Genomic DNA, 12,539 nt, shown 5'->3' on the forward strand with positions numbered 1-12,539 from the left:
TGGCCAGACGCCCCTGACCAGACCCGGGTTGCCTGGGCGAAGCTGGCCAGATCAGCGCCTTGGCGGCCCCGCCTGCAGGCTGCGCGCGAAGGCGTCGCGCTCCAGGCGCACCCCCGGCCCCTCGCGGCCAGCGGCGATAAAACGCACGCCCGCCTTCTGGAAAGCGCCAACGATCTGGCTTTCGCTGGCCTTTTGCAGGCCGTGCCGGCAGCTCTCGAAATCGCGCACTGTGCTGCGCGACACGCCGGCTTCTTCCGCCAGCTGGCATTGCGTCCAGTCAAGCAGGCCGCGCGCGGCGCGGCATTGCCCCGGACTCATGCTGCGGACAGGTTTCAGAAATGCCCCCATGTGCATCGACCATCGCGTTTAAGGCAGACTCTCCGGAGCCATCGCGGGTCCGGCGTTCCAGCAGCCATTTTTCCAGCGGCTGCGGTTGTCCAGTTCATTGAACCCGATTGCATTTCGTCCGCCAAATCAACCATAATGGGCGAACAGGAGCAAGCTCGAGCGCTTTTTGCTGGTTTTCACGATACGTTTGCCGTTCTGAAAGGTTTTTCCATCGCAGATGCCCGACGCCAAGCTGCTCCTGACGCTCATGCTTTTTCTGCCCTTCGCCGGCTCGGCGATAACGGCGCTCATGCCGCTGGGGGCGCGCAGTTCGGTGGCGTGGCTGGCGGGCCTGACGGCGCTGGCGGTTTTTGGTCTTGGACTGTGGGCCGCCCCTGACATTTACGCGGGCACGGTGTTGCGGGCGCAATATGCCTGGCTGCCGGAGTACGGGCTGAATTTCTCCATCCGGCTCGACGGCTTCGCCTGGGCCTTCGCGATGATCGTTTCCGGCATTGGCGCGCTCGTGGTGCTCTATGCCCGCTATTACATGTCGCCGGATGATTCAGCGCCGCGCTTTTTCGCGTTCCTGCTCGGCTTCATGGGCGCCATGCTGGGCGTCGTCATCTCCGGCAATCTGATCCAGCTGGTGTTCTTCTGGGAACTGACCAGCCTGTTTTCCTTCCTGCTGATCGCCTACTGGCATCACAAGGACGCGGCGCGCGACGGCGCCCGCATGGCGCTGACGGTGACGGCGGCCGGCGGCCTCAGCCTGTTCGCCGGCATGCTGATTATCGGCCACATCGTCGGCAGCTATGAGCTGGACGTGGTGCTGTCCTCGGGCCGGGCCATCGTCGACCATGCGATGTATCCGGTCGCCCTTGTGCTGGTGGCCTTCGGCGCGCTCACCAAGAGCGCCCAGTTCCCGTTTCATTTCTGGCTGCCGCGCGCCATGACGGCGCCGACGCCGGTCTCGGCCTACCTGCATTCGGCCACCATGGTGAAGGCCGGCGTGTTCCTGCTGGCGCGGATGTGGCCGGTGATGGCCGCCAGCGACTACTGGTTCTGGATCTTCACGCCGGTGGGCGCGGCGACGCTGCTGATCGGCGCCTTCCTCGCCATGTTCCAGCAGGACCTGAAGGGTTTGCTGGCCTATTCCACCATCAGCCATCTGGGCCTGATCGTGCTGCTGCTCGGGCTCGGCAGCCCGCTGGCGGCCGTGGCGGCGATCTTCCACATGATCAACCACGCCACCTTCAAGGCGTCGCTGTTCATGGCCGCCGGCATCATCGACCACGAGGCCGGCACCCGCGACATCCGCCAGCTCGGCGGCCTGTACCGGGCCATGCCCATCACCGCCACCCTTGCCATGGTTGCGGCGGCGGCCATGGCCGGCGTCCCGCTGCTCAACGGCTTCCTGTCAAAGGAAATGTTCTTCGCGGAAACCATCGAGACCCACGTCGATTCCGCCTTCGATCACGTCCTGCCCTATCTCGCGACGCTCGCCGGCATGTTCTCCGTCGCCTATTCGCTGCGGCTGATCGACCAGGTGTTCTTCGGCCCCGTAGCGAAGGACCTGCCGCGCAAGCCCCATGATCCGGCGATCTGGATGCTGGCGCCGGCGGCCCTGCTGGCGCTGATGTGCCTGCTGGTCGGCGTGCTGCCCACCTGGACGATCAGCGGCTTCCTGAGCGCGGCGGTGTTCGGCGTGCTGGGCGCCCTGACGCCGGAATACAGCCTGGCGGTCTGGCACGGCCTGACGCCGGCGCTGCTGATGAGCGTGGTGGCGCTCGGCGGCGGCACGCTCACCTATCTCGGCCTCAAGGACTACCTTTCCGGCGCGGTGGAGGGGCCGCCATTGCTGCGCCGCCTCAGCGGCCGCCGGCTGTTCGAGCGCGCCATCGCCATGCTGTCGTGGCGCTGGGCCCGCGTGCTGGAAGAGTTTCTGGGCACCACGCACCTGCAATCCCAGCTGCGCGCCCTCGTGGTCATCATGGTGCTGGCCGGCTGCTGGCCGCTGCTCGCCAGCGCCGCCTTCTCCCCCGCAACGGCGCTGGCCAATGTGGGCGCCTGGCTTGGCGGCACGTGGCTGTCGCCGGGCTGGCTGACCTCCTCGGTGCCCATGGTCGGCATGTTCGATCCGGCGCTGGTGCTGGTATGGGGGGTGGGCATTGCCTGCGCCGTTGGCGCCGCCTGGCAGGCCAAATATCACCGCCTGGTGGCGCTGATCCTGATGGGCGGCTCTGGCCTCGCCACCAGCATCACCTTCGTCTGGTATTCGGCGCCAGACCTGGCGTTGACCCAGTTGCTGGTCGAAATCGTCACCGTGGTGCTGATCCTGCTGGGCCTGCGCTGGATGCCGCGCCGCGACGAACTGATCGCCGACGACCAGCAGACCTCGGCCCGCCTGCGGCGGCTGCGCGATCTGTTCATCGCCATCATCGCCGGCGCCGGGGTGGCGGCGCTGGCCTTCGCCGTGCTGACCTCGGAGCAGACCGCCACCATCGGCGATGAGCTGATCCGGCGCGCGTACCCGGAAGGCGGCGGCCACAACGTGGTCAATGTCATTCTCGTCGACTTCCGCGGCTTCGACACGCTTGGCGAGATCACCGTGCTTGGCGCCGTGGCGATCACCGTGTTCGCCCTGCTGCGCCGCTACCGGCCGGCGCGGGACAGTTTCGCCGCGCCCGACCAGAAGCGCTTCCAGATCGAATACGACAGCACCCGCTACGCGCCGGCCAGGGACCCGATCAACGCCCATTACATGCTGGTGCAGGGCGTCATCATCCGGCTGCTGTTCCCGGTGATCTGCGCCATGGCGGCGTTCCTGTTCATGCGCGGCCACGATCTGCCCGGCGGCGGCTTCATCGGCGGCCTGACCTTCGCCATCGCCTTTATCCTGCAATACATCGCCGGCGGCGCCCGCTGGGTGGAAGACCGGCTGGTGGTGCTGCCGGTGCGCTGGATCGGCGCCGGCATCCTGCTCGCCGCCGCCACCGGCCTCAGCGCGGTGCTGTTCGGCCGCCCGTTCCTCACCACCGCCTTCCGCTACGTGGACCTGCCGCTGTTCGGCAAGACGCCCCTGGCCAGCGCCCTGTCGTTCGATCTCGGCGTGTTCGCGCTGGTGTTTGGCGCCACGGTGCTGATGCTGATCGCCATCGCCCACCAGTCGATCCGCGTCTACCGCACCATGGAAAAGGCGACCGCGCGCGAAAAGGCCGCCTCGCGCAACAGGGGAGACGCCTGATGGAGCCCGTTATCGCCATCGCCATCGGCGTGCTCACGGGCTCCGGCGTCTGGCTGGTGCTGCGTCCGCGCACCTTTCAGGTCATCGTTGGCCTGTCGCTGATTTCCTACGCGGTGAACCTGTTCATCTTCTCCATGGGACGCCTGAAGGTAGGCGCGCCGACCTTCACCGAGGGCGCAGGCCCCGCCAGCGCCCTCGCCGATCCCGTGCCGCAGGCCCTCGTGCTCACGGCCATCGTCATCAGCTTCGCCATGACGGCGCTGCTGCTCGTGGTGACCATCGCCTCGCGCGGGCTCACCGGCAGCGACCACGTGGACGGCCGGGAGGACGGCCTTTGAGCTGGATCCAGCACCTGATTCTGGCGCCCATCCTGCTGCCCATGGTCGTGGCCGGGCTGATGCTGGTCATCGACGGCCGCAGCGGCAGGATCACGGCGGCGCTGGGTCTGGCCTCCACCTTCGCCCTGCTGGTCATCGCCATTGTCCTGCTGGTTCAGGCCTCGGCCGGCGGCGCCCAGAGCGCCGTGCAGGTTTACCAGATCGGCAACTGGCCCTCGCGCCTTGGCATCGTGCTGGCGCTGGACCGGCTGTCGGCGATGATGCTGGCGCTGACGGCCCTGCTGGCGACTGCGGCCATGGTGTTTTCGCTGGCGCGCTGGCACAAGGCCGGCAGCTTCTTTCATCCGCTGTTCCAGGTGCTGCTTGTCGGTCTGAACGGCGCCTTCCTGACCGGCGACCTGTTCAACCTGTTCGTGTTCTTCGAGATCATGCTGGCGGCCTCCTATGGCCTGGCGCTGCATGGCTCCGGGCACGCCAGGGTGAAGGCCGGGCTGCATTACATCTCCGTCAACCTCGTCGCCTCCTCGGCGTTCCTGATTGGCGTCAGCCTGATTTATGGCGCGACCGGCTCGCTCAACATGGCTGACATCGCCAGTCGCATCGGCGATCTCGACGCGCATGGAACCACGCTGTTCCGCGTCGGCGCGGCGGTGCTGGGCGTGGCCTTCCTGGTCAAGGCAGCGATCTGGCCGCTGGGCTTCTGGCTGCCCACCACCTACGCCGCGGCGGGGCCGCCGGTGGCGGCCATGTTCGCCATCATGACCAAGGTCGGCGTCTACGCCATCCTGCGTCTCGGCCTGCTGTTCTCGCCAGACGGCCAGACCAATGTGATCGCCGCCAGCGGCCTGCTGCTGACCGGCGGCGTCATCACCATCATCTACGGCATGCTGGGCATGCTGGCCTCCCAGGCCATGGCGCGGCTGGCCGGCTTCAGCGTGCTGGTGTCATCTGGCACCATCCTGGCGGTGATGGGCGCCGGCAACGCCAATGTCTTCAGCGCGACGCTGTATTATCTGGTCAGTTCGACGCTGGCGATCGCGGCGTTCTTCATGCTGATCGAGCTGGCGGAGCGGGGGCGCGCCCGCGCCGACGACGTGCTGGCGGTGACGCTGGAAGCCTATGGCATCGTCTATGACGAGGACAGCGAGGACAGCCGCGAGGCCGGCGCCGCCGTACCAGCCATTCTGGCGATCCTCGGCATCGCCTTCATGGGCTGCGCCCTGCTGCTGTCAGGCCTGCCGCCGCTATCCGGCTTCATCGCCAAATTCGCCATGCTGGACGCCCTGCTCGACCAGGCGCGCAACGGGCCGGCGCCAGGCTCGGCCTGGGCGGCCTGGCTGCTGGTGGCGACCCTTGTCGTGTCTGGCCTCGCCACGCTGATCGCCATGATGCGCGCCGGCATCCGCACCTTCTGGCCGTCCTTCGAACGCGAGGCGCCGCGCGTCAGCATGATCGAGCTGGGGCCGGTGCTGGTGTTGCTGGCGCTGTGCGTCGGCCTGACCATCCAGGCTGGCCCGGCCATGCGCTTCGTGCGCGACACCACCGAACAGCTGGCCCAGCGCAAGCTGTACATGGACGCCGTGCTGAAAAAGCCGGTGGTCGCCACGCCGGCCTCCGCCGCGGATGCGTCCACCGCGCCGGCCGGCGGCCGGAGCGCCCCGGCGCCAGTCTTGCCCCCGCAGAAGAAGGAGGCCGCGCGATGACAGGGCGTGCAAGCCGCTTCCTTGCCTGGCTGCTGCCGTGGCCCGCCGTCTCGGCGCTGGTGCTGGCCATATGGCTGCTGCTGAACCAGAGCGTGTCGCCAGGGCAGATCTTCCTTGGCCTGCTGCTGGCCCTGACGGCCCCGCGCCTGCTGACCACGCTGGATACGCCGCCGCTGCGCATGCGGCGGCCATGGGCCCTCGTGCGCCTGCTCGGCAATGTGCTGCCGGACATTTTCATCTCTAACTACAAGGTGACGCGGGCGATCCTGTTCTCCGGCCCCGAGCGCCAGGCTGGTCACATCCTGGTGCCGTTGAGCATACGCTCGCCATGGTCGCTGGCCATGCTGGCCTGCATTCTCACCGCCACCCCGGGAACGGCGTGGATCAGCTTCAACCCGCAGACCGGGCTGCTGCTGATGCATGTGCTGGACCTGAAGGACGCGGACGAACTGGCGGGGGCCATCACCCGGCGCTACGAGCAATGGCTGCAACAGGTGTTCGAATGAGCATGACCATTCTGACCTGGTCGCTGATGGCGGCCCAATTTATGCTGGCCATCGCCATGGTCTGCGCCTGCCTGCGCATGTTTCGCGGCCCGCGCGCGCAGGACCGGGTGCTGGCCATGGATTCGCTTTATCTGAACGGCATGGGGCTGATGCTGGTGTTTGGCATCGTCTCGGGCAGCACGCTGTATTTCGAGGCGGCGCTGGTGATCGCGCTGCTCGGCTTTGTCTCGACCGTGGCGCTGGCCAAATTCCTGATGCGCGGGGAGGCGATTGAATGATCGCCATCAAAACCCTGCCCGACTGGGCGGCCCTCCTCACGGCGTTTCTGGTGCTGGCCGGCGCGGCGCTGACCATGATCGGCGCCATCGGCCTCGTGCGGTTCCGCTCGTTTTATGAGCGCGTGCACGCGCCAACCCTGGGCGCGACCCTCGGCATCGGCGGCGTGCTGCTGGCCTCAATGGTGTATTTCTCCGTCAGCGAAACCCGCCCCGTCGTCCATGAAATCCTCATCGCCCTGTTCGTCACGGTGACGACGCCGGTCACCATGCTGATGCTGACCCAGGCGACGCTCTACCGCGACCGGGCCGAAGGCAGGGCGCCCAAGATTACCGACGCCCCGCCGCTCGCCGCCAACGGCATCGCGGCCGAGCCTGTTGCGGGCGCCAAATCTGACTGACCCGGAGGCCGGGATCTGGAGCCGGAAGCCTGAGCCGGAAACCTGAGCCTGTGCGCACCGTGGCGGCGCGATCCTTGGGCTGAAGGAAACAGTTTTTCGCGCCCCTTCGTCGTCACCCCAATATTGCGCGCCGAACCCATGCCCCCTGCAATCGCCCAGCAAAAAATCCTTCGCACACAGAACTTTCCATTGCTGAAATTTAGACAATCTCCAGAATAAGCAAATTAATTATTTATATATATTTGTTTTCATTTTGATCGAAACTGCTACGCTCTGATGACAACACCACGCGAGATGTCATCGCCATGCCCATTGACACTCCACGGCGGGATCAGTCCATCTGGATGCTGCCCCCTGCCCGTTGCGGGCGTCGCCGGCTGCGCGCCTTGCCACGGCCGCGCCAGCCGCCGCCTGTCGCCCGCCAGCCCGGGAAACGCCTGATTGATCTGGCGCTCGCGGCGCCGTTGCTTGTCATGCTCGCGCCGCTGATGCTGCTGATCGCCCTGCTTGTGCGTCTGGATTCACCGGGGCCGGCGCTATTTCGCCAGACGCGCACCGGCTGGCGCGGCGCGCCCTTCACCATCCTCAAGTTCCGCACCATGCGGCAAGCGGCGGACTGCGCCAGCCCCGCCATCACAACTGACGCGTCTGGCGCTCCCGACAGTTTCCAGACCCGCCTGCGCCGCATCCAGACCTCTGGCGCCGCCCCTGGCGTCACCTGGAGCGGCCGCTTCCTGCGCGCCTCCAGCCTGGATGAACTGCCGCAATTGCTGAACGTGCTGCGCGGGGAGATGTCCCTGGTCGGTCCGCGCCCCCACATGCCGGAACTCGACGCCCTGTTCCGTCTGCGCCTGGCGCACATCAGCCGCCGTTATGCCGTGCGGCCGGGCATAACCGGCCTTGCCCAGATCAGCGGCGCGCGCGGCCCGACGCCGGATGTCGCGGCCATGGCGGCGCGTCTGGACGCCGATCTGGCCTACGTCCGCGCCTGGTCGCCGTGGCGGGATCTGGCCATTCTCCTGAAAACGCCATGGCGCCTGCTGGACCCGCGCCAGCCGGCTGCCGGCAATATGGGCGCGGGAGCATTTGACGCCCGCGAATTTTCCGCAGCGCGCCGCGCGCGCACTACCCATATGGCCCTCGCCCCGCTACATAGGGGGCGGATGCGGCGCCGCGCCAGACCCTGCCGGACCGGACCGGCCTCCCGCTGGAGGCTGTCGGCGCGGGCAGGTCGCCTGACCTGACGCGGGCCAGCGCATTCCGGGCGTTGCGGAGCCGGTAGCGGACATGAAACGCCTGTCATCATGTATGGGCAGAGTCGGGGCCGAAACGGCGGACTGAAGTTCGCCGCCCAACGGCGCGGCGCGGACTGGCGCCGCCGGCTCCTTACCAACTGCGGGGTTTCATGCGTGTCGCGATGATCGGCGCAGGCTATGTCGGCCTGGTTTCCGGAACCTGCTTCGCTGATTTCGGCCATTCGGTCATCTGCGTCGATACGGACGCCGCGAAGATCGACAATCTGCGCCTTGGCAAACTGCCGATCTATGAGCCAGGCCTCGACCAACTGGTCGCCGCCAACGTGCGCCAGGGACGGCTCGGCTTCACCACCGATCTCGCCGCCGCTGTGGCGGACGCGGACGCGGTCTTTATCGCCGTCGGCACGCCCTCGCGGCGCGGCGACGGTCACGCTGATCTCACCTACGTGCATCAGGCCGCAGCCCAGATCGCCGCCGCGCTCACCCGCTACACCGTGGTGGTCAACAAATCCACGGTGCCCGTTGGCACTGGCGACCAGGTGGCGCGCATCATCCGCGAGACCAATCCGGCGGCGGATTTCTCCGTGGTGTCCAACCCGGAATTCCTGCGCGAAGGCGCCGCCATCGAGGACTTCAAGCGGCCGGACCGCATCGTCATCGGCGTCGAGGATGCGCGCGCCCAGGAGGTGATGCGCGACCTTTACCGGCCGCTGTTCCTCAACCAGGCGCCGCTGGTCATGACCGGCCGGCGCACGGCGGAGCTGACGAAATACGCCGCCAACGCCTTTCTGGCGATGAAGGTGACCTTCATCAACGAAATGGCCGATCTGTGCGAACAGGTGGGCGCCAATGTCCAGGAGGTGGCGCGGGGCATCGGTCTCGACAAACGCATCGGCGCCAAGTTCCTGCACGCCGGCCCCGGCTATGGCGGCTCATGCTTCCCCAAGGACACCCTGGCTCTGGTCAAGACGGCGCAGGACCATGGCAGCCCGGTGCGGCTGGTGGAAACCACGGTGGCCATCAATGACGCGCGCAAACGCGCCATGGCCGCCCGCGTCATCGCCGCCTGCGACGGCGACGTCGCCGGCAAGCGCATCGCCATCCTTGGCCTGACCTTCAAGCCCAACACCGACGACATGCGCGACGCGCCGTCCATCGCCATCATCAATGAATTGCAGGCGGCCGGCGCGCGCATCGCCGCCTACGATCCGGAAGGCGTTGACCAGGCGAAGCAGGTTCTGCGCGACATCGACTATGCCGCCGATCCTTACGCCTGCGCTGACGGCGCCGATGCCCTCGTCATCGTGACGGAATGGGACGCGTTCCGCGCGCTTGACCTGCATGAATTGCGCAACCGCCTGGCGCGTCCGGCCCTGGTAGACCTGCGCAACATCTATCCGCCCGAAGACGTGGCGGAAGCAGGCCTGCATTACTGGAGCGTGGGGCGGCCAGCGGGCGCGCCGGCGGCCGGCGGCCCCATTGCGGCGCCGTAAACGACGGCTATACCCGTTCTTCGACCGGTCGCGCGCAAGGCGTCGCCGGACCTGAAACGCGCCTGACCGGCGCCGCGCATCAGGCGCCTGTTTCCGGAGACTTTCCCGTGCGTCACACGTCAGGCGATGCGCCATCCACCGCCGCAGGCCAGCAGGCCGGAGCCACCGCCGCGCTGGCGGGGCGGATAGGCGCGCGGCTCGACAGCCGGGATGCGGTCATCGCCGTCATCGGCATGGGCTATGTCGGCCTGCCGCTGGCCATCGCCGCCTCCGGCGCCGGTTTTCAGGTCATCGGCTTCGATATTGACCCGGCCAAGGTGACGGGGCTGAACGCCGGCCACAGCCATCTCAGCAGCGTTGCCGCGGAGCGCGTCGCCGCCATGGCCGCGAGCGGACGCTTCGTGGCGACCGGCGATCCGGCCCGGCTGGCCGACGCGGACGCCATTTTGATCTGCGTGCCGACGCCGCTGTCGCGCTATCGCGAGCCGGACCTGTCGTTCATCGTGGCGACCGGCCGGCAGATCGCCGCCGTGTTGCGTCCCGGCCAGCTTGTCGTGCTGGAATCCACCACCTGGCCCGGCACGACCAATGAGGTGCTCAGGCCGGAGCTGGAAGCTTCGGGACTGAAGGCTGGCGCTGACTTTTTCCTGGGCTATTCCCCGGAGCGCGAGGATCCCGGCAATGCCAGCTTCGGCACATCGACGATTCCACGCGTGACCGGCGCCGATGACGACCTGACCCGCGATCTGCTGCAGCGGCTTTACGGCGCCATTGTCACCCATGTCGTGCCGGTGCGCGACGCCCGCACCGCCGAGGCGGTCAAGCTGACGGAGAACATCTTCCGTTCGGTCAACATCGCGCTCGTCAACGAGCTGAAGCTGATCTACGAGCGCATGGGCATCGACATCTGGGAGGTGATCGAGGCGGCGAAATCAAAGCCGTTCGGTTACATGCCGTTTTATCCAGGCCCCGGACTCGGCGGCCATTGCGTGCCGATCGACCCGTTTTATCTCACCTGGAAGGCGCGCGAGTTTGGCGTGCCGACGCGCTTCATCGAGCTGGCTGGCGAGATCAACACCGCCGCCCCGCACCGGGTTATCGAGCGGCTGACCGACGTCCTGAGCGCGCGCCTGCAGCGCAGCGTCCATGGCGCGCGCATCCTGCTGCTCGGCGTGGCTTACAAGAAGAATGTCGACGACACCCGGGAAAGCCCGGCGTTCGTCCTGCTGGAAGAGCTGGAGCGTCGCGGCGCCCAGGTTGCGTTCTACGATCCGTTCGTCCCGGTCATCCCCATGACCCGCGAGCACGCGCCGCTGGCTGGCCGCGCCTCCATCGTCTGGTCGGCGGCAACCCTGGCCGGCTTCGACGCGGCGCTCGTGGCGACCGATCACGATGGCGTCGACTATGAAACCCTGACCGCCAGCGTGCCGCTGGTGATCGACACGCGCAACGCCACCGCCGGCGTCATCGCCAACCGCGACCGCATCGTTCGCGCCTGAACCTCCTCCCCGACCACTGGCATTAACCAAGCAGACTGTGTGGGAACACACAGCCTGCTTTTTCGCTTTATAACAGAGTAAACAAATGATTAATGACAGACGGATGGGTTAGCCGCAGCGCTCCCAGCCAGACCAAGCCCGGACGGAATGCGTATCATGGCCAAGAATCTGCTGCCTTTTCTGGTTGGCATTGTCGCCCCTCTGGTTGGCGCGCTGTATCTGCTGGCCCACACCTGAGGCAGCAGGCCTGACCGCTCCGGCGCATGGCGTCCGCCGCTGACGGTTGCCGCCAGGTTGTGATGACCCCGCCCGACGGACGCGCTGCAAAATTCACATCCGCGTGATGACCGACCTGCAGAACCGGCCGCCCATTGCCATTGCCCGACAACGAATGCGCCTGACGCGTCTGGTTTGGGCATCACGCCCGGCTGGGGCGCTGGCGCCGGTCAGCGGCCGCGGCTCCGTTACAGGTCCGGCCGCCGCCTCCCCGCTGCTTTTACTTGCTAACTGGAAGCGTTTTGCTCATTGTCCGGGCGATCAGGGGCTTCACGCATCGGGATTTGACAGTTCATGAAGGGTATCATTCTGGCCGGCGGTTCCGGCACGCGCCTGCATCCGCTGACTCTGGTTACCTCAAAACAACTGATGCCGGTTTATGACAAACCGATGATCTATTATCCGCTCAGCGTGCTCATGCTGGCGGGCATCCGTGAAATTCTCATCATCTCCACGCCGCATGACCTGCCGCAGTTCCAGCGTCTGCTGGGCGACGGCGCGCGCTGGGGCGTTGAATTCTCCTACGCGGAGCAGCCAAGCCCCGACGGGCTGGCGCAGGCCTATATTATTGGCGCGGATTTCGTCCGCGACGACAATTCGGCGTTGATCCTCGGCGACAATATTTTCTACGGCCATGGCCTGACCAACCTGCTGGCCAACGCCCGGGCGCAGCCAGACGGAGCGACGGTGTTCGCCTATAACGTCACGGACCCGGAGCGCTACGGCATCGTCGAGTTCGACAAGAGCGGCCGCGCGCTCAGCATCGAGGAGAAGCCAGCGAAACCACGCTCGCATTCGGCGGTGACCGGCCTGTACTTCTACGATCGCGACGTGGTCGACATCGCCGCCAATCTGAAGCCATCGCCGCGCGGCGAGCTGGAAATCACCGACGTCAACCGCGCCTATCTGGAGCGCGGCAAGCTCAACGTGCAGCAGATGGGCCGTGGCTTCGCCTGGCTCGACACCGGCACCCATGACAGCCTGGTGGACGCCGCCAATTTCGTCCGCACCCTGGAAAAGCGCCAGGGCCAGCGCATCGCCTGCCCTGAGGAAGTGGCGTTCGAGCGGGGCTTCATCGAAGCCGCCCAGCTTGAACGGCTGGGACAGGAGCTCGGCAAAAGCGGCTATGGCCAGTATCTGGTGCGGCGGGCGCACGAGGGGCGCTGACGTTCCGCAGCAAGTCTCTGGACATGTCCCTGACATCTGCCTGGCATCTGG

Annotated in this window: 11 protein-coding genes; 10 read left to right on the plus strand and 1 reads right to left on the minus strand. The window is 66.8% G+C overall.

The genetic code is table 11. The annotated features are described in order from the left end of the window. Nucleotides 1–51: 51 nt before the first annotated feature. Nucleotides 52–354: a helix-turn-helix transcriptional regulator gene (locus tag ACERNI_RS03920; protein WP_448831958.1), complete on the minus strand. Its 303-nt coding sequence runs from the start codon at nt 352–354 to the stop codon at nt 52–54. Between the two features lie 211 nt (nt 355–565). On the opposite strand from ACERNI_RS03920, the gene ACERNI_RS03925 reads away from it, so the two are divergent. From ACERNI_RS03925 to rfbA, 10 genes are all read left to right on the plus strand, one after another. Next, the gene (locus tag ACERNI_RS03925; protein WP_448831959.1) at nt 566–3,574 is read left to right on the plus strand and encodes a monovalent cation/H+ antiporter subunit A; all 3,009 of its coding nucleotides are present in this window, start codon (nt 566–568) and stop codon (nt 3,572–3,574) included. After that, nucleotides 3,574–3,912, plus strand: coding sequence for a Na+/H+ antiporter subunit C (locus ACERNI_RS03930; RefSeq protein ID WP_448831960.1), 339 nt, complete (start codon nt 3,574–3,576; stop codon nt 3,910–3,912). Before ACERNI_RS03925 ends, ACERNI_RS03930 begins: the two co-directional genes overlap by 1 nt. Nucleotides 3,913–3,953: 41 nt before the next feature. Further along, nucleotides 3,954–5,615: a monovalent cation/H+ antiporter subunit D gene (locus ACERNI_RS03935; protein ID WP_448832156.1), complete on the plus strand. Its 1,662-nt coding sequence runs from the start codon at nt 3,954–3,956 to the stop codon at nt 5,613–5,615. Continuing rightward, on the plus strand, nt 5,612–6,121 hold the full coding sequence (locus ACERNI_RS03940) for a Na+/H+ antiporter subunit E (RefSeq protein WP_448831961.1): 510 nt from the start codon (nt 5,612–5,614) through the stop codon (nt 6,119–6,121). Before ACERNI_RS03935 ends, ACERNI_RS03940 begins: the two co-directional genes overlap by 4 nt. Further along, nucleotides 6,118–6,399, plus strand: coding sequence for a K+/H+ antiporter subunit F (locus ACERNI_RS03945; RefSeq protein ID WP_132009374.1), 282 nt, complete (start codon nt 6,118–6,120; stop codon nt 6,397–6,399). The genes ACERNI_RS03940 and ACERNI_RS03945 overlap by 4 nt, the downstream gene beginning before the upstream one ends. Next, the gene (gene mnhG / locus ACERNI_RS03950; protein WP_448831962.1) at nt 6,396–6,797 is read left to right on the plus strand and encodes a monovalent cation/H(+) antiporter subunit G; all 402 of its coding nucleotides are present in this window, start codon (nt 6,396–6,398) and stop codon (nt 6,795–6,797) included. The genes ACERNI_RS03945 and mnhG overlap by 4 nt, the downstream gene beginning before the upstream one ends. Nucleotides 6,798–7,183: 386 nt before the next feature. Beyond that, complete coding sequence (locus ACERNI_RS03955; RefSeq protein ID WP_448831963.1) at nt 7,184–8,041, plus strand: sugar transferase; 858 nt, start codon at nt 7,184–7,186, stop codon at nt 8,039–8,041. Nucleotides 8,042–8,202: 161 nt separating this feature from the next. Continuing rightward, nucleotides 8,203–9,546 (plus strand): UDP-glucose dehydrogenase family protein, encoded by a 1,344-nt coding sequence (locus tag ACERNI_RS03960; protein ID WP_448831964.1) that lies wholly within the window; start codon nt 8,203–8,205, stop codon nt 9,544–9,546. 173 nt (nt 9,547–9,719) lie between these two features. After that, entirely contained in the window at nt 9,720–11,045 is a 1,326-nt protein-coding gene (locus tag ACERNI_RS03965; protein WP_448832157.1) for a nucleotide sugar dehydrogenase, read from the plus strand. 570 nt (nt 11,046–11,615) lie between these two features. Then, nucleotides 11,616–12,488 (plus strand): glucose-1-phosphate thymidylyltransferase RfbA, encoded by an 873-nt coding sequence (gene rfbA, locus ACERNI_RS03970; protein ID WP_448831965.1) that lies wholly within the window; start codon nt 11,616–11,618, stop codon nt 12,486–12,488. Nucleotides 12,489–12,539 lie beyond the last annotated feature (51 nt).

It is taken from the genome of Camelimonas sp. ID_303_24, from assembly GCF_053543495.1.

Excerpts from the sequence above, each read along its gene's own strand:
- ACERNI_RS03935 (WP_448832156.1), top strand. The coding sequence starts at position 3,954 with ATGGTCGTGGCCGGGCTGATGCTGGTCATCGACGGCCGCAGCGGCAGG.
- ACERNI_RS03920 (WP_448831958.1), bottom strand. The coding sequence starts at position 354 with ATGCACATGGGGGCATTTCTGAAACCTGTCCGCAGCATGAGTCCGGGG.
- ACERNI_RS03925 (WP_448831959.1), top strand. The coding sequence starts at position 566 with ATGCCCGACGCCAAGCTGCTCCTGACGCTCATGCTTTTTCTGCCCTTC.
- rfbA (WP_448831965.1), top strand. The coding sequence starts at position 11,616 with ATGAAGGGTATCATTCTGGCCGGCGGTTCCGGCACGCGCCTGCATCCG.
- ACERNI_RS03930 (WP_448831960.1), top strand. The coding sequence starts at position 3,574 with ATGGAGCCCGTTATCGCCATCGCCATCGGCGTGCTCACGGGCTCCGGC.
- ACERNI_RS03960 (WP_448831964.1), top strand. The coding sequence starts at position 8,203 with ATGCGTGTCGCGATGATCGGCGCAGGCTATGTCGGCCTGGTTTCCGGA.
- ACERNI_RS03940 (WP_448831961.1), top strand. The coding sequence starts at position 5,612 with ATGACAGGGCGTGCAAGCCGCTTCCTTGCCTGGCTGCTGCCGTGGCCC.
- mnhG (WP_448831962.1), top strand. The coding sequence starts at position 6,396 with ATGATCGCCATCAAAACCCTGCCCGACTGGGCGGCCCTCCTCACGGCG.
- ACERNI_RS03945 (WP_132009374.1), top strand. The coding sequence starts at position 6,118 with ATGAGCATGACCATTCTGACCTGGTCGCTGATGGCGGCCCAATTTATG.